At 45.2% G+C, this 17,493-nt stretch carries 17 protein-coding genes; 5 read left to right on the top strand and 12 right to left on the bottom strand.

Annotated elements, in window-relative coordinates:
- Nucleotides 1–60 precede the first annotated feature (60 nt).
- Complete coding sequence (locus ACZ07B_RS15990) at nt 61–1,431, top strand: aldehyde dehydrogenase (RefSeq protein ID WP_464877419.1); 1,371 nt, start codon at nt 61–63, stop codon at nt 1,429–1,431.
- Nucleotides 1,432–1,455: 24 nt separating this feature from the next.
- Here ACZ07B_RS15990 and ACZ07B_RS15995 read toward each other — a convergent pair whose 3' ends face one another.
- Both ACZ07B_RS15995 and ACZ07B_RS16000 read right to left on the bottom strand, forming a co-directional pair.
- Nucleotides 1,456–2,133: a uracil-DNA glycosylase gene (locus tag ACZ07B_RS15995; RefSeq protein ID WP_003242965.1), complete on the bottom strand. Its 678-nt coding sequence runs from the start codon at nt 2,131–2,133 to the stop codon at nt 1,456–1,458.
- Nucleotides 2,134–2,146: 13 nt separating this feature from the next.
- Nucleotides 2,147–2,953, bottom strand: a complete 807-nt coding sequence (locus tag ACZ07B_RS16000; RefSeq protein WP_464877420.1) for a glycosyltransferase family 2 protein — start codon at nt 2,951–2,953, stop codon at nt 2,147–2,149.
- A gap of 190 nt (nt 2,954–3,143) precedes the next feature.
- On the opposite strand from ACZ07B_RS16000, the gene ACZ07B_RS16005 reads away from it, so the two are divergent.
- Nucleotides 3,144–3,959, top strand: a complete 816-nt coding sequence (locus ACZ07B_RS16005) for a bifunctional hydroxymethylpyrimidine kinase/phosphomethylpyrimidine kinase (protein ID WP_464877421.1) — start codon at nt 3,144–3,146, stop codon at nt 3,957–3,959.
- 90 nt (nt 3,960–4,049) lie between these two features.
- Here ACZ07B_RS16005 and ACZ07B_RS16010 read toward each other — a convergent pair whose 3' ends face one another.
- From ACZ07B_RS16010 to scrA, 3 genes are all read right to left on the bottom strand, one after another.
- Entirely contained in the window at nt 4,050–4,298 is a 249-nt protein-coding gene (locus ACZ07B_RS16010; RefSeq protein ID WP_003243437.1) for a hypothetical protein, read from the bottom strand.
- Nucleotides 4,299–4,391: 93 nt separating this feature from the next.
- On the bottom strand, nt 4,392–5,831 hold the full coding sequence (gene sacA, locus ACZ07B_RS16015; protein ID WP_464877422.1) for a sucrose-6-phosphate hydrolase: 1,440 nt from the start codon (nt 5,829–5,831) through the stop codon (nt 4,392–4,394).
- Nucleotides 5,828–7,213, bottom strand: coding sequence for a PTS system sucrose transporter subunit IIBC (gene scrA / locus ACZ07B_RS16020; protein WP_029318665.1), 1,386 nt, complete (start codon nt 7,211–7,213; stop codon nt 5,828–5,830). Before scrA ends, sacA begins: the two co-directional genes overlap by 4 nt.
- Before the next feature lie 301 nt (nt 7,214–7,514).
- Here scrA and ACZ07B_RS16025 point away from each other — a divergent pair, with 301 nt between their 5' ends.
- Complete coding sequence (locus ACZ07B_RS16025) at nt 7,515–8,285, top strand: formate/nitrite transporter family protein (RefSeq protein WP_069964380.1); 771 nt, start codon at nt 7,515–7,517, stop codon at nt 8,283–8,285.
- A gap of 38 nt (nt 8,286–8,323) precedes the next feature.
- Here ACZ07B_RS16025 and sacT read toward each other — a convergent pair whose 3' ends face one another.
- Nucleotides 8,324–9,154: a sac operon transcriptional antiterminator SacT gene (sacT, locus tag ACZ07B_RS16030; RefSeq protein ID WP_003227423.1), complete on the bottom strand. Its 831-nt coding sequence runs from the start codon at nt 9,152–9,154 to the stop codon at nt 8,324–8,326.
- Between the two features lie 39 nt (nt 9,155–9,193).
- Nucleotides 9,194–9,496 (bottom strand): hypothetical protein, encoded by a 303-nt coding sequence (locus ACZ07B_RS16035; protein ID WP_003222155.1) that lies wholly within the window; start codon nt 9,494–9,496, stop codon nt 9,194–9,196.
- A 529-nt stretch (nt 9,497–10,025) separates the two neighbouring features.
- Here ACZ07B_RS16035 and vpr point away from each other — a divergent pair.
- On the top strand, nt 10,026–12,446 hold the full coding sequence (gene vpr / locus ACZ07B_RS16040; RefSeq protein WP_134982250.1) for a serine protease Vpr: 2,421 nt from the start codon (nt 10,026–10,028) through the stop codon (nt 12,444–12,446).
- 37 nt (nt 12,447–12,483) lie between these two features.
- Here vpr and ACZ07B_RS16045 read toward each other — a convergent pair whose 3' ends face one another.
- From ACZ07B_RS16045 to rodA, 3 genes are all read right to left on the bottom strand, one after another.
- Nucleotides 12,484–13,485: an LLM class flavin-dependent oxidoreductase gene (locus ACZ07B_RS16045; protein ID WP_032725137.1), complete on the bottom strand. Its 1,002-nt coding sequence runs from the start codon at nt 13,483–13,485 to the stop codon at nt 12,484–12,486.
- A gap of 174 nt (nt 13,486–13,659) precedes the next feature.
- Nucleotides 13,660–14,409, bottom strand: a complete 750-nt coding sequence (gene nfsA, locus ACZ07B_RS16050) for an oxygen-insensitive NADPH nitroreductase (RefSeq protein ID WP_014478349.1) — start codon at nt 14,407–14,409, stop codon at nt 13,660–13,662.
- A gap of 106 nt (nt 14,410–14,515) precedes the next feature.
- Nucleotides 14,516–15,697 (bottom strand): cell shape-determining peptidoglycan glycosyltransferase RodA, encoded by a 1,182-nt coding sequence (gene rodA, locus ACZ07B_RS16055; protein ID WP_464877423.1) that lies wholly within the window; start codon nt 15,695–15,697, stop codon nt 14,516–14,518.
- A 494-nt stretch (nt 15,698–16,191) separates the two neighbouring features.
- Between rodA and ywcE the strand changes: the two genes are divergently transcribed.
- A complete protein-coding gene (ywcE, locus tag ACZ07B_RS16060; RefSeq protein WP_003227411.1) occupies nt 16,192–16,455 on the top strand; it encodes a spore morphogenesis/germination protein YwcE in 264 nt (87 codons plus the stop codon).
- 41 nt (nt 16,456–16,496) lie between these two features.
- Here ywcE and qoxD read toward each other — a convergent pair whose 3' ends face one another.
- Complete coding sequence (gene qoxD / locus ACZ07B_RS16065; protein ID WP_003227410.1) at nt 16,497–16,871, bottom strand: cytochrome aa3 quinol oxidase subunit IV; 375 nt, start codon at nt 16,869–16,871, stop codon at nt 16,497–16,499.
- A gap of 1 nt (nt 16,872) precedes the next feature.
- On the bottom strand, nt 16,873–17,487 hold the full coding sequence (gene qoxC, locus ACZ07B_RS16070; protein ID WP_003227409.1) for a cytochrome aa3 quinol oxidase subunit III: 615 nt from the start codon (nt 17,485–17,487) through the stop codon (nt 16,873–16,875).
- Between the last annotated feature and the right edge of the window lie 6 nt (nt 17,488–17,493).

Genomic DNA, 17,493 nt, shown 5'->3' on the forward strand with positions numbered 1-17,493 from the left:
ACAAGCAGAAGAGATTTTTCACATAATAAATCACCATACCTTACAAAAAGGAGAAACGGAATGAACAGCATCCCCTCTATCATCAGCAAGCATAAAGCCTATTTTGCGGCGGGACATACGAGACCGCTTGAATCGAGACTGAACATTTTGCGAAAGCTGAAACAAGCCGTCAGAACTCATGAAGCCGATCTCATAGCCGCTCTCTACCAGGATCTCCATAAATCCGAGCAAGAAGCATACTCAACAGAAATCGGAATCGTCTTGGAGGAAATCAGCTTTGTCATGAAACGGCTGAGAAAATGGTCCAAGCCGAAACGAGTCAAAACGCCGTTGACTCATCTAGGCTCCAAAAGCATCATCATCCCTGAGCCGTATGGAACCGTTTTGGTGATTGCACCTTGGAACTATCCCTTGCAGCTGGCGCTTTCTCCGTTGATTGGCGCCATTGCGGCGGGGAACACGGTCGTTCTCAAGCCATCAGAATATACGCCGGCTGTTTCTGCTTTTCTTTCCAAACTCATCAGCAGCGTTTTTCCAACCGATTATGTCGCTATGGCAGAAGGCGGGCCCGACGTCAGCACAGCATTATTACAGCAGCCCTTTGACTACATTTTCTTTACCGGCAGCGTATCCGTGGGAAAAGTCGTCATGGAGGCCGCCGCCAAACAATTAATTCCCGTAACCTTGGAGCTCGGCGGCAAAAGCCCCTGCATCGTCCATAAAGATGCTGACATTCAGCTTGCCGCCAAACGCATCGTCTTCGGGAAATTTACAAATGCGGGACAAACCTGCATCGCACCGGATTATTTATTTGTACACGAGGACATCAAAACGAAGCTCACAGAAGAAATGAAGCGTGCGATCAGAGAATTTTACGGCCCTCAGCCGGAACGGAATCCGCAGTACGGCAAAATCGTCAGTGAACGGCACTATCAGCGGCTGCTCAGCTTTCTGAATGACGGCATCCCACTCACAGGCGGACACTCTGATCCCAATCATCACAAAATTGCGCCGACCATTCTCGACCAAGTGAGGGATGACTCTCAAGTGATGCAGGAGGAGATTTTCGGGCCGATTCTTCCGCTCTTTACATACCGCGATATCGGGGAAGTCATTGAAAAAGTCCAATCGCGCCCTAAGCCGCTCGCCCTGTACCTCTTCACCACAAACAAAGAAATTGAGCGCGCTGTTTTAGGAAACCTGTCGTTTGGCGGGGGCTGTGTCAATGATACGTTAATGCATGTGGCGACGCCGTATTTGCCATTCGGCGGCGTCGGGGAAAGCGGCATCGGCAGCTATCACGGGTTTGACAGTTTTAACACATTCACGCACAAAAAAAGCGTCGTCAAACAAACGAACCGCTTCGACTTCGCATTTCGTTATCCTTCCTCCAAAAACGGGCTGCGAATGATTCGAAAAATACTCAAATAAAAAAGCGCAGATAACCTGCGCTTTTTACAAATCCTTAATACACCAATCAATCGGCGCCTCTCCCATTTTCTCCAAATAGGCATTCGCCCGGGAAAACGGTCTGCTCCCGAAAAATCCGTTTCTCGCCGAAAACGGGCTGGGATGCGTCGATTCAATGATAAAATGCTTGGACGTGTCGATCCGTTCTTTTTTCATTTGAGCATGCCGTCCCCACAAAATAAAGATAACCGGCCGCTCCCTTTCACTCAGCACGTCAATAATTCGGTCCGTCAGTCGCTCCCAGCCTTTTCCCTTATGGGAATTCGCCTGTCCGCGCCTTACTGTCAGCACAGTATTCAGCAAAAGAACGCCTTGCTTTGCCCAGCTCACAAGCGACCCGTGATTCGGGATGCTGCACCCGATGTCCTGCTGCAGCTCAAGAAAAATATTTTTTAACGAAGGCGGCTGCTTTACACCGGGCTTGACAGAGAAGCTTAAACCTTGAGCCTGTCCCGGCCCGTGATACGGATCTTGGCCGAGAATGACGACCTTGACATCATCGTATGAGGTATAATGCAGCGCATTGAAAATATCCCGGCTGTCCGGATAAATCGTTTGCTCCGCGTATTCCCGCTTCAGCATTTCTCTGAGCTCTTGATAATACGGTTTCTCAAACTCTTCCTTTAGCTGATTCCACCAGCTGTCTTGTAAAAGCTGTTTCAAGATTCAGGCCCCCTTACGAACAATGAAGTCTGGAATAGACAGGCTCGCCATCCCAAACCATTTCACTTTTTGCTTCCCGCCTCTTCATCTCAGGCTCTTCAAGCAGGACGGCAAAGTTTTTCGTCGGCAGCTCCCCGAGTCCGTGCTTTTCACTTAAACGATCCAAATATTGCTTCCGCTTGGCGCCAAGGTCCGCAGACTGATTGTCTCCCGCGTCACTGAAGGCATAAATCACGCTGGCGCAAGGGACACGCTTCACCCGGTAATCCTTGGCCACGCGCAAATAAAAATCCCAATCCCAGTAATTGTGCACATCAGCATCGAAATACCCGATTTCATCATGCAGAAAACGTCTGTACATGCTGCCCGACGGCACGTATGTAGAAAACACTCTCATATCCTCATAGTCAGCGGTATAAGCAAACAATTTCCGTGACACTGGATATCTTGTTCCGTTTTTCTCTTCAAACGAAACTATTTCCGCATCAGAATGAACGAAGTCTGCCGTTTCTATTTCCTTTGCCATTTTCTCGACATGCCCTGGCGTAAAGAAATCATCGTCATCACACAGCATAATGCAATCGCCAGACGCCTCTTTTACACCGGCATTTCTCGCAGCCACATGCCCCGAGTTCTTTTCTAAATTGATGACAGCAATCGGCAGCTCCGGATACAGTGCTTTGACCGGCACGACCGATTCCCCGGCATCATTCACAATAATAATTTCATACGGCTTCAAGGTCTGGCGGGAAATCGACTCCAGAAGCTCACACAAAGCCGGAATCCGATTATAGGTCACAATTACGATAGAAATCTTCATGATGCTCTCCTTCTCATTTTCATAGTCATGTACTATTAAAACATATATTGGACGGGAGATCAGTGGGAATATCCTACTGAACCGGATAAGGTGATAATGAAAATACTAGATGAATTGCTAAGCCTTCTATATTGTGATACAGAGAAAATCTAACTATAATGAAAGACAAAACACGATGGAGGTTCAAGACATGTCTATGCATAAAGCACTCACCATTGCCGGCTCAGATTCCAGCGGCGGTGCTGGGATTCAAGCTGATTTAAAAACATTTCAAGAAAAAAACGTATACGGGATGACCGCCTTAACGGTGATCGTTGCGATGGACCCAAACAACAGCTGGGACCATCAGGTATTCCCGATCGATACTGATACAATCCGTGCCCAGCTTGCAACAATTACGGACGGCATCGGTGTGGACGCCATGAAAACAGGAATGCTGCCAACCGTTGATATTATCGAGCTTGCGGCAAAAACGATCAAAGAAAAACAATTAAAAAATGTGGTAATTGACCCGGTTATGGTTTGCAAAGGTGCTAATGAAGTCCTTTATCCGGAGCACGCCCAAGCCCTGCGTGAGCAATTGGCTCCGCTAGCCACTGTCATTACGCCAAACTTGTTTGAAGCCAGCCAGCTCAGCGGCATGGATGAACTAAAAACAGTTGACGATATGATCGAAGCCGCGAAAAAAATTCACGCACTCGGCGCTCAATATGTCGTCATTACAGGCGGAGGCAAACTCAAACATGAGAAAGCCGTTGATGTTCTCTATGACGGAGAAACAGCGGAAGTCCTTGAAAACGAAATGATCGATACGCCTTATACACATGGCGCAGGCTGTACATTCTCAGCAGCCGTGACAGCGGAGCTTGCCAAAGGTGCGGAAGTCAAAGAAGCCATTTACGCAGCGAAAGAATTCATCACAGCGGCCATTAAAGAATCTTTCCCGCTAAACCAGTATGTTGGTCCTACGAAGCATTCTGCACTGCGCCTGAATCAACAATCATAAACAAAAGGGGCTGCCTTACAGAGAGGCAGCCCTTTTTAAATCACCGAAGACTTTACACAGAAAAAACTGCCGATCCCATCGGCAGCCTGTTTATTTGATTTTTAAATTGTTTGCAGATTTCCTCAAAAATGTTTCTATCGACTGAACAAAAAGTGCATATTCCTTCATTTGTTCATATGCCCGCGTGAGAATTTCCGCCGTTTCACTGTGCGGCGTTGTTCCGCCAAGCATTTTTTTCAGCTGAAGCAGCACATCCTTATATTCTTCCCGCTTATCTTCAACTTGGTTAGCAGCCTTTTCCAAACATTCCGGTGTTATCTTCTGTTCATGTATATTCAAGAAAACAACTCCTTTTACAGAAAAAAATAGTAGGTTATCGTTGAAGAATAGCACAGATGACTCAGATTTCACATAAGAAAATAGAAGGATTTTCTACATAAGTGTCCAAATTCCGACATTCATTTCAGATTTCCCGGTCGAACTGGCTGTTACTTCATGATTTCCCGGGAAAGGAAAATATCTCGCACTAAAGACCTCTTCTCCGTTATTGATAAAGATTTCCACAGATGACGCGTCGAGAAACATGTGTACGGTATGCAAATCCTTGATGTGGCAATGTCTCGCTTCTGTTCTTTTTCCGTCAAAGCTCTTTCGTTCCAGCGTAACAATCCCCTCGTCTTTTTGGAAGGAAAACGTAGCCGTTCCGCGGATACTGATTGAAAAGCCAGACTCCGTATGAATGTCTTCCAGCAGAATCTCAGCTCTTTCAGGTTTTTCCACTGGAAGCGTACCAGATGATCCATGCATATTGATGTGTATTTTTTTCTCATTTCTGCGCATGGCTTTTAGCTCAGGCAGCGGCTGCTGAATCAGCTTCTGGCCTGAAAGCGTCAGCTGTCTCGGCAGCGTCATGCAGTGAATCCAGTGGCAGTCAATCGTCGGATGGGACCCTTCATCCTGATCAGGCACCGCCATCCATGCAAACAAAATCCGCCTTCCCTGATCGTCTTCAAGTGTTTGCGGCGCGTAAAAATCAAAACCTTGATCAAGCTCCGTAAATTCACCATGCTTCAGTTCAGGCTTGTTATAATCGAGACGGCCGACAAAATAACCTGATTGATATACGTTCTGATAACGGAAACCGTCAGCCTCAAGCCCTTGAGGCGAAACAATCAGCACGTCCGATCCTTGAAGGGAAAACAAATCCGGACATTCCCACATGTATCCAAAATCGTCCAGCCCGTTGAAGCCCGCGCCGGTTATCGGGCCAAGAAATCTCCACTCTGTCAGGTTATCAGAAGCAAACAATACAGCCTGCCCTTTCAAATTCTCTGTTTGCGCACCAATCACCATATACCATGTGCCTTCATGCTCCCATACCTTCGGATCGCGAAAATGCGCCGTATATCCTTCCGGAAGGCGGGCGACGACACCCGTTTTCTCAAAGGACAGTCCGTCGTCAGATACAGCAAGGCATTGATACGTTTCCCGGTTTCCATTCTGATCCCTGACATTTCCTGTGTAAAACAGATAGAGCCGATCGTCTTTCGTGACAGCGCTGCCCGAGTAGCAGCCGTTTTTATCAAACCAATCACTCGGAGCCAGCGCAATCTCTTCCCGCTTCCAATTCACAACATCCTGTGTCGTATAATGCCCCCAAAATTTTGCGCCGTGCCCCGTCTGAAACGGCTGCCACTGAAAGAATACATGATAGCTGCCCTTCCAATAAATCACGCCATTCGGGTCATTCAGCAGCCCAACCGGCGGCATGATGTGAAAATGCTGGCGGTGCGGATCGCTGTTAGCGATGGGCTCTTTTTTCTCCACTTCTTCATAAGCCCGGCGACGAAGCTCCTGGTCATGTGCTGTCATTTTTTCCTCTCCTCATCCTCATTAATCTTCATGACAAATGCTGCAATGAACGCTGACACTGCCGCAATCGCCATGCCAATCAGATAGTGAATCAAGTTGCTGACGCCAAACGGAGCCGCAATGGCGATCATCGGAATTCCCGTTAACCCGTAAGCGTTTGCAGCTACATGTGTAAAGACGACATATGCCCCACCCAATGCGCCTCCGATCATCGCGGCGATAAACGGTTTTCGGTAGCGAAGATTGACTCCGAATATGACGGGCTCAGTAATGCCGAGAAAAGCGGAAAATGCTGCCGGAAGCGCGATTTCTTTTGTCTTTGCCTTTTTCGCCATAAAGAAGACGGCAAGACCTGCCCCGCCCTGTGCGACATTCGCCATTGACCAGATCGGCAGCAAGTAGTTTTTGCCTATATCTGCAATTAGCCCCGCCTCAATCGCATGGAAGCTGTGATGAACACCTGTCAGCACGATGAGTGAATACGTGCCCCCGAAAATCAAACCTGCGACAAAACCGGCATGGTCATACACATAAGTTAAAGCAACCGTAATCCCGGAGCCAAGCGCTCTTCCCAGAGGGCCAATCGCGATAAAAGCAACAAACCCGGTGACAATTACAGTAACAAAAGGTGTAACAAGCAAATCTACCGCATGCGGAACCACTTTTCTCGTCCATTTCTCTACCTTGCTCATCACATACACCGCAAGCAGGACAGGTATGACAGTTCCCTGGTAGCCGAGAAGCGCGATATCAAATCCGAAAAGATGCATATAATCAGGTGTCGCTTCCGCCAATCCCCATGGATTCAAAAGGTTTGGATGAATCATGATTCCCCCAATGACCGCTCCCAAGTACGGGTTGCTGCCAAATTCTTTTGAAGCGCTTACTCCGATTAGAATCGGCAAGAAAATGAATGCTGCACTTGAAAACATATCAAGCAGCTGAAAAACTGCAGAATCCTTGCTCATCCAATGAAACGCATTGATCATACCCAGCAATCCCATTAATAGGCCGCTGGCTACAATAGCCGGGATGATTGGAACAAAAATATTAGAAAGCGTTTTCGCAAATCTCGCAGCGGGATTCAGCTTTTCTTTTGCCGCATCCTGATGATTTACGTGTTCTTCACGCTCGATATCTGCTTCTTTAGAAAAGGCATCGAATACTTTATTCACAAGGCCTGTTCCGAAAATGATCTGGTACTGGCCAGAGCTGCTGAAAGCCCCTTTGACGCCATCAAGCTCTTCTACTTGTGCTTGATCTATCTTTGATTCATCTTTCATCACTAAACGCAGTCTTGTTGCACAATGAGCCGCGCTGATAATATTTTCTTTCCCTCCGAGAAGCTCAATGAGGCGTTTGGCAGTCTCTTTGTAATCCATCTATTTCTCCCCCTTTTATTTAAACAAAAAAGACCTAAAATTCGCCAACGAATAAAGGATACAGCGATCCTTTTTCATTTACGCAAATTTTAGGTCTTGCCTGCTTTACCAGTCACAATCCCGCTTATTCAGATTAAGAATACGCTTTCATCATAAATCATGACAGCGTTTTCGTCAACTATTTTTTTAGTTAAATAGTTTGATAAAACATGTAGACAAAAATTCGTAAAAATTAATTGTGAAATACTTCACAATATCGTGCTATACTATGCTCAATCATGAAAGAAAGCAGGAAAAGACAATGGAAACTCAAGCATTGCAAAAGGTTGAACAGTATGCTTTGAAAAAACAAAACATATTCGCTTCAAGCAAAATCCGTTATGTGCTTCGGTCCATTTTGGCCAGTATGTTTATTGGTTTTGGTATTACAGCCGCAAGCAAAACAGGCAGCTATTTCTTTATGGCTGATTCTCCATTTGCCTTTCCGGCAGCCGCTGTCACTTTCGGGGCCGCTATTCTGCTGATTGCTTACGGAGGCGGAGATTTATTTACCGGCAACACCTTTTATTTCACCTATACCGCGCTCCGGAAAAAACTCAGCTGGCGCGACACCCTGTACTTGTGGATGTCAAGCTATGCCGGCAATTTAATCGGCGCCATTCTGTTTGCCATCCTGATCAGCGCGACGGGACTTTTTGAGGAGCCTTCTGTTCATTCCTTTTTGATTCATTTGGCAGAGCACAAAATGGAACCCCCGGCTTCCGAATTGTTTTTCAGAGGAATGCTGTGCAATTGGCTTGTGTGCCTCGCCTTTTTCATTCCAATGTCTCTCAAAGGGGAAGGAGCAAAGCTTTTTACCATGATGCTATTCGTTTTCTGCTTCTTTATTTCCGGCTTTGAACACAGCATTGCCAATATGTGCACATTCGCCATCTCGCTTTTGATCGAGCACCCTGATACAGTGACACTGATGGGAGCAGTCAGAAACTTAATTCCCGTTACGCTCGGCAATCTGACCGCGGGAATAGTTATGATGGGCTGGATGTACTACACACTGAATCCTGATCAATAAAAAAACTTCCAGAGATCACTCCCTGCAAGTCAAAGCGGTTATTCCGAGAGATCTTGAAGACGCTGGACATGCAGCGTGATATAGCCGGCCTCGGATTCCGGCAAATGTAATTGATATTCATTTTTCAAAAACTCCGCCAGCTCCAGCGCACATTGATAGGCGAATGAATACTTTTTTTGGATGAAATAAAGCATCTCCTCGTCCATACGATGGAGCGCTTCATTTGATTCCAACCGGCTGACCGCGTATCGCAAATGCGTGACAAGGCGTTGATAGGAAATGCTGTTTTCATCCACCTTTCGATTAAAGTATTGTTCTATTTTCTCTATCATTTCTTTGATCATGGTCGTATGCTTCAGCGCCGAATACATGCTCTCCGCATCCATCTTCGCCGTATGGATGTGAAGGGCAATATAACCCGCTTCATCTTCAGGCAGAGACACGCCCAATGTCTCTTTTACATGTCCGATCGCCCACAGGCCGATCTCGTATTCTTTTTTATAGAGCGCCTTTATCTCATGCAGCAATTTATTCTGCACAAGCAGCCCATTTTGAATCCTTTCGATCGCAAAGGACAAATGGTCGGAAAGCGCGATATGAATGTGATCGCTCAGCGGCGCCGCGAGCTCTCCTTCCGCATAGCTGATGATATCCTCAGCTATTTCTATATGCTCCTCCGGCAGTGTTTGAAGGATTTGTTTGAACTTTTCATTCTCGTCGCGCACGACAAAGATTTTTTCCACTTTATTCATAGGGATGAGATCATTTTTCTTTTTTTGAAAAGCGATTCCCGGTCCCATCACGATTTTTTCCTGATCATCCTCTTTTATTAAAGCCGCATTGTTGTTTAATACTTTATAGATTTTCAAGAGGTTATCTCTCCCGCCAATTTGCTTTTGACTGGGATTTTACCTCCTTTTGACCGCCATGTAAAGATGCGGGCCCGCTCTCTCCTGCTTTGGCGATTCCTTGAAAGCTTGCAAACATCTTCTTTTATAAAGCGCGGCGGCTTTCGCTTTCTGCTTTTCTTCCTCATTCACAGCCATCCGCCATTCATAAAACGAAACGAGTCCTGCGGCCTGCACCGCCGCCTTTCTTTGGTATGTACGCTGAGCCGAATAGACCGCAGCAGCCGCAGTTTTTCTGTCCGGCGTCACCCAGTTCATCAAAAAGACCATCCACACCCGTAAAGATACAAGCAAACGTTTCATAGAAAAACATCCCTCCGCTTCTTTTTGGCAGGCAGCCTTTTTAGCAGCCCGTTTTCTCAGCCGCAGCCCGCAAGAAAAGACGGCCGATTTCTTTTCTCGCAAACTAGCGGCTCTAGCAAAACTCATGACTCTATGATAGACCGTGGAAAGAGAATTCTTTGTCACAATATGAGTGAAAAAACCAACTAGTTTTTAGAAGTTTTGTTGAAAGCTGAAAGAATTGAAATGAAAATTGGAGAACCGCTTTGAAAACTTTATACACAAGTTATCCCAAAGATAAGAACAACTTAATCACAAGAGATATCCACATGTCCACAAACTCTATCTATATTTTGTATACGAACGTATATTCCTAACTATATATATACACAGGTTTATTCACTTATACACAGGGTTCTGTGTATAACTCCTTCGTTATACACAAACAAAATCCAATAAATGGTCCAAATGACACAAGGATTTTTTTGAATTTTCAAGAAATATATACTAGATCTTTCACATTTTTTCTAAATACAAAGGGGGAAACACATTGAAAAAGGGGATCATTCGCTTTCTGCTTGTAAGTTTTGTCTTATTTTTTGCGTTATCCACAGGTATTACGGGCGTCCAGGCAGCTCCGGCTTCTTCAAAAACGTCGGCTGATCTGGAAAAAGCCGAGGTATTCGGTGATATCGATATGACGACAAGCAAAAAAACAACCGTTATAGTGGAATTAAAAGAAAAATCCTTGGCAGAAGCGAAGGAAGCGGGAGAAAGCCAATCGAAAAGCAAGCTGAAAACCGCTCGCACAAAAGCAAAAAACAAAGCAATCAAAGCGGTGAAAAACGGAAAAGTAAACCGGGAATATGAGCAGGTATTCTCAGGCTTCTCTATGAAGCTTCCAGCTAATGAGATTCCAAAACTTCTCGCGGTAAAAGACGTTAAGGCAGTGTACCCGAACGTCACATATAAAACAGACAATATGAAGGATAAAGACGTCACAATCTCCGAAGACGCCGTATCTCCGCAAATGGATGACAGTGCGCCTTATATCGGAGCAAACGATGCATGGGATTTAGGCTACACAGGAAAAGGCATCAAGGTGGCGATTATTGACACTGGGGTTGAATACAATCACCCAGATCTGAAGAAAAACTTTGGACAATATAAAGGATACGATTTTGTGGACAATGATTACGATCCAAAAGAAACACCAACAGGCGATCCGAGGGGCGGAGCGACTGACCACGGCACACACGTAGCCGGAACTGTGGCTGCAAACGGAACAATTAAAGGCGTAGCGCCTGATGCCACACTTCTTGCTTATCGTGTGTTAGGACCTGGCGGAAGCGGCACAACGGAAAACGTCATCGCCGGTGTGGAACGTGCAGTGCAGGACGGAGCAGATGTGATGAACCTGTCTCTCGGAAACTCTTTAAACAACCCGGACTGGGCGACAAGCACAGCGCTTGACTGGGCCATGTCAGAAGGCGTTGTCGCTGTTACCTCAAACGGCAACAGCGGACCGAACGGCTGGACAGTCGGATCGCCGGGCACATCAAGAGAAGCGATTTCTGTCGGTGCGACTCAGCTGCCGCTCAATGAATACGCCGTCACTTTCGGCTCCTATTCTTCAGCAAAAGTGATGGGCTATAACAAAGAGGACGACGTCAAAGCGCTCAATAACAAAGAAATTGAGCTTGTCGAAGCAGGAATCGGCGAAGAAAAGGATTTTGAAGGGAAAGACCTGACAGGCAAAGTCGCCGTTGTCAAACGAGGCAGCATTGCATTTGTGGATAAAGCGGATAACGCTAAAAAAGCCGGTGCCATTGGCATGGTTGTGTATAACAACCTCTCTGGAGAAATTGAAGCCAATGTCCCAGGCATGTCTGTCCCAACGATTAAGCTTTCATTAGAAGACGGCGAAAAACTCGTCAGCGCCCTGAAAGCTGGTGAGACAAAAACAACATTCAAGTTGACGGTCTCAAAAGCGCTCGGTGAACAAGTGGCTGATTTCTCATCACGCGGCCCTGTTATGGATACGTGGATGATTAAGCCTGATATTTCGGCGCCAGGGGTCAATATCGTGAGCACGATCCCAACACACGATCCTGACCATCCATACGGCTACGGATCAAAACAAGGAACAAGCATGGCATCGCCTCATATTGCCGGAGCGGTTGCCGTTATTAAACAAGCCAAGCCAAAGTGGAGCGTTGAACAGATTAAAGCCGCCATCATGAATACCGCTGTCACTTTAAAGGATAGCGATGGGGAAGTATATCCGCATAACGCTCAAGGCGCAGGCAGCGCAAGAATCATGAACGCAATCAAAGCAGATTCGCTCGTCTCACCTGGAAGCTATTCATACGGCACGTTCTTGAAGGAAAACGGAAACGAAACGAAAAAAGAAACGTTTACGATTGAAAATCAATCTTCCATTAGAAAATCATACACACTGGAATACTCATTTAATGGCAGCGGCATCTCCACATCCGGCACAAGCCGTGTTGTGATTCCGGCACATCAAACCGGGAAAGCCACTGCAAAAGTAAAGGTCAATACGAAGAAAACAAAAGCTGGCACCTATGAAGGAACGGTTATCGTCAGAGAAGGCGGAAAAACGGTCGCTAAGGTACCTACATTGCTGATTGTGAAAGAGCCCGATTATCCGAGAGTCACATCTGTCTCTGTCAGCGAAGGGTCTGTACAAGGCACCTATCAAATTGAAACCTACCTTCCTGCGGGAGCGGAAGAGCTGGCGTTCCTCGTCTATGACAGCAACCTTGATTTCGCAGGCCAAGCCGGCATTTATAAAAACCAAGATAAAGGTTACCAGTACTTTGACTGGGACGGCACGATTAATGGCGGAACCAAACTTCCGGCCGGAGAGTATTACTTGCTCGCATATGCCGCGAACAAAGGCAAGTCAAGCCAGGTTTTGACCGAAGAACCTTTCACTGTTGAATAAGAAAAAGCCCTGCCGAATCGGCAGGGCTTTTTAAAGATCAGTCAGCAAACGCCTCCTGCAATAAGCGATACGATCGGAGCTTATCTTCAAAATGATGCGTGATGGTCACCACCATGATTTCCTCTGTTTCATACGCTTTACTCAAAGCTAGCAGCCGCTCCTTAACCTGTTCTTTCGTACCAACAATCATTCGATTTCGATTATCAGCAATTCGTCTCTGTTCATAAGGAGAATACGTATTTTTCCGAACAGCTTCATACGAAGGAACTCCCTCTAAAGGAATACCCTGCTCTCCCGCCAAAAGTGTAAAATCAAGCACAGCCCCAAGCTCCTCTGCCTTCTTCTCCGTGTCAGCACAAAGAACAAAAACAGCAACTGCCGCTCGAGGCGTATCTCCTAACACAGACGGTTTGAATCGCCTCTTATACTGTCTGACAGTACCCTCTCCGCCCTCTCCATTGATAAAATGGGCAAACATATAGCCAGCGCCAGATTCAGCTGCGAGCAGCGCGCTTTCTCCAGATGAGCCGAGCAGCCACACATCCGGAGCCGTTGAAATATGCGGCGCAGCCGTCAGATTCGGAAAACGGTGTTTATCATCCGCCAAATCATGCAAATACATGGTCAGCTCCTTGATTTGCTGCGGATACTGATCAGCATTGCGCTTTCCGCCGTCATTCAGCGCCCATGATGCAATCGGCATTCCCCCCGGTGCTCTGCCAAGCCCCAGGTCAATTCTTCCTGGTGTCAGCCCCTCCAGAACACGAAAGTTTTCAGCTACTTTATAAGCACTGTAATGCGGCAGCATGACTCCTCCTGATCCAACACGGATTCGCTTTGTTTTCGCTGCTATATGACTGATTAGCACCTCAGGACTGGACCCTGCCAGACGTTTTGAAAAGTGATGCTCAGAAACCCAAAATCTCTTATATCCAAGGTCCTCAGCAGCTTGGGCAAGCGCAACGGTTTGCTGTAAGGCCGTTTCTGCATTGCTGCCCTCTGATACTGGAGATTGATCTAATATACTTAATGAAACCATCCCTACCACCTCATCCTCATCGTATCACTGATCCCCCTGTTTTTTCTCCAAAGCCGCTCACACTGCTTATCAGTGTCCCCTATCATTCGCCATTTATTTGTGAAAGCCTGTCCCTATTTGTCGGAATATGTTACACGTGAAACATAAAAACCCCTCCAGACGGAGAGGTTTGCTTTAGTTTTTATTAAAGCCCTTTTCTTTCACGTAGTCATTTAAATACGTACGCGGCTTTTGCTTCATAAAGTTCAGTATTTGATCGGACCACGTTTCTTCCCGCTGCCCGTTTGTTCTTTCTCTATAGTAATCAGAAATGGTTTTGTCATACGTATTCATAGTATGACGGAAATCGTCTGTGTTCACATTATACGTATTCTCATGATAAACGGCCTGCTTTGGCAATCTCGGTTTTTTGCCGGAAAGGTTCGCAGGATGGCCTACTGCCAGTCCGAAAAGCGGGAGCACATGGTCAGGCGTTTGCAGCACCTCTGTCACCTTGTCCAGTTCATTCCGAATGCCGCCGATATAGCAAATGCCAAGCCCCATGGATTCAGCGGCAATGCTCATATTTTGCGCTGCCAGCGCCGCATCAATCAAGCTAACCATAAACATTTCTGTATTCTCGAGCAGCTCAGAAATATGTTCACCTTTTTCCTCAGCCAGTTGTTGATGGCGGTACAAATCCGCACAAAATACAAAAAAGTGTCCGTTCTTCTCAACGTAAGGCTGATTCCCAGCAAGCACGGACAGCTCACGTTTTTTCTCAGGATCAGAAACCCCGATAATCGAATATGCCTGCACATAGCTGGATGTAGACGCAGCCTGCGCACTTTTCACTAATGTATCAATTTCTTCAGCTGTCAAAAGCTGATCAGTAAAAGACCGGATTGACCGATGATTCAAAATGGTTTCGATTGTGTTATTCATCACAAGAACCTCCTTATCACTTTTTATCATATCCGAAAAAAAGTGATCTCAAAAGTGAAATGCTCTGCACAAAAAAAAGACAGCCTCTGTAAAGGCTGTCTGCATATTAAGAATTAAAAAGATAACTTCTGTATCTCGTCAGCTGAACACTCGCATTATACACAATCCCAAATCCAATTAACGTGGAAAGTGTCGAACTTCCCCCATAGCTGACAAACAGCAGCGGAATTCCGGTAACAGGCATAATGCCGATGTTCATTCCGATATTCTGGAATGTGTGGATCACAATTAACGCCGTATAGCCAACGCAAAAGAAAGAAGCAAAACGGTTAAACGGATGTATTTTGTCAATCAGAACGACAAGCCTGTAGATTAAAAAGAAGAACATGATGACAACAATTGCACAGCCTATAAAGCCAAATGACTCACCTATTATAGAAAAGATAAAGTCAGTCGTACTCTCTGGAACATAAACCTTCAAATTAGAAATACCATTACCTAAAATACCACCAGATCCTATTGCCATGATGGCCTGATCAACTTGCCAGCTGTCATTTGAATCTTCCTGTGTCTCATTTGAAGCAGACACCCAAGAAGTGACCCGCTTAATTTGATAATCCTGTATTCCAACTGATTTAGCAACGTCAGGAAAGTTTATCATTACTAATAAAATTAATGAAATGAGTAAGATACCTGAACCAGCTATGATCGCAATCAATTTCCAATTTATCCCTGACATAAAAACCATTACAAGAACGATAAACATACATATTCCCGCAGTCCCAGCATCCTGCATCAGGATAAGACCTACAGGAATAACTGCGACACCCGCAATCTTTAATAACAAGTGGATATCATCCCTAAGCGTCCGAACTCCTTTAGGATTTGCTTTTCCAATAACTGAAGCAAGCATCATAATCAAACCAACCTTCATAAACTCTGACGGCTGTATTGTTATTCTACCGATCCTAAACCAACTTTTTGCCCCTTTAATAACAGGTGCAATAGACTCGGGACTGATTTTAAGAATAATCAAAGATAAAATACCAATGATAAAAATATATAAACTTAACTTTTCAAGCTGTTCTAAATCAAAGTACAAAAGAACTGTAATGGCAACAGCCCCCAAAAGATAAAACACAATTTGCTGAATCCAATCCGTGTTCCCATACTGCCCAAACTGACCGGCAGCATAAATTGATACTACGCTTATAATAAAAAACACACCAAATATAAAAATCAAATCCCCCTGATAAAAGGGGCTTTGCTGTTTCTTATATCGACTCATTCTATCCCGCCTTACATTTTCATCGGAAAATCACTAATGTTTATTATACATGAACCACGTTCAAGATGACACGTGAAGCTCGCTTCCTTTTATGTTTTTTCAGCATTTGCGGCCCTTTTTCAGCTACACGAAATATGACGTATCATAAACCGAAATGTTTCGATTGACACAAAACTTTTCAAATGAAAAAAACGCCATACCAAAAGAATTTGTTAAAAAACGAATGCGATAATGTGTTATGTTCCCAAATAATGTGATACCTCATAAGAAACAGCTAAAAATTCAGAGCCCCATGCCCATACATTCTCCTAGCACATTAAACGAAAAAATAAGACGATAGATCCAGTCCATTTCTGCAAAAACACGTATCAATTTCTGGAAAACATGGTATAATAATTGTAACAGAATGTTCAAAAAACAATCACAAAACAGACACAACTCAGTTCCTCTATTTCATTTTTGTAAACGTTATCACAAAATGAAAGGAGACGGGTATGATGGACATGTTTTTTGCTTACTTATTGGTTGCCAGCGCAACGCCTCTCTTTATTTGGCTTGATAACAAAAAAGTCGCACTCTCAGCTATTCCGCCAATCATCTTAATGTGGGTATTCTTCTTCTTTTACGCAACAGAAAGCCTTTCTCCACTTGGACACACTCTCATGATTATCTTGTTTGCCGTTAACGTCATTGTCGCTCATATCGCCGCATTTATCATTTACGGCCTTCCGTATCTTCGCAGAAAGCGAAGCAGCTGAAGACAGCAAAAAACCCTCTTCCAATGAAGAGGGTTTTTGTATTATTCGTTATGGCCTGAATGCTCTGAGTGTTCAGCGCCTCCAGGAGGATTTCCGTCCATATGGTCACCATGGTGATAGTGAGCCGCAAAAATCCAGATGGATCCAAGTACGATAACGATCGCGCCAAAGAATCCGAACAGCGTGTTTCCGACTTGGATCGTGCCGTTTTCGCTCTCTGTCATATGCATGAACATGAGAAGCTGCAGCGCCGCCTGAATGAAGGCGAAGCCGAAGATTATCCAAAGTTTTGCTGATGAGCTCAGGTCAGTATACACTGCAACCCATAGAGCCAGCAGGGTCAAAACGATAGACAGGATAAAACCTACAATGTGTTTCCATGGAAAGTGACTGTGTTCAGCAGATTTGTTTGCCATTTTACAGACCCCCCAATCCCATGAGATAGACACCTGTAAAGATGAAAATCCATACAACATCTAAGAAGTGCCAGTACAAGCTTGAGATAAAGATTTTAGATGAAGTTTGCGGAGTTAAGCCGCGTTTCTTCAACTGAATCAGAATTCCTGTGATCCAGAAAATCCCGATTGTTACGTGAGTTCCGTGAGTTCCAAGTAAAACAAAGAATCCAGACCAGAACGCACTTGTACTGAGAGCCGCTCCTTCATGTACATAGTGAACAAACTCGTTGATCTCGCATCCGACGAAGCCGGCACCGAGAAGAAGAGTGATAATTGTCCAAATGACTACGCCTTTTAAACTTCCGCGGCGCATTTCATGAACAGCGATCCCGCAGGTAAAGCTGCTGATCAGCAGCAAGAACGTCATAATCATTACCAGATTGACTTCAAATAGTTCGTCTGGCAAGACACCTCCAGCTGTTCTGTTTTTAAGAACGAAGAAGGTTGCAAATAGTGTTGAGAACAACACAATTTCTGCCCCTAAAAAGATCCAAAACCCGAGAATATTAAGTCTGCCGGTTTCAGATTGATATTCCATAGGCGCGTTAGAATTGCCGTGTTCTGCATGTTCCATAACTCA

Source organism: Bacillus sp. 9.4, from assembly GCF_055486415.1.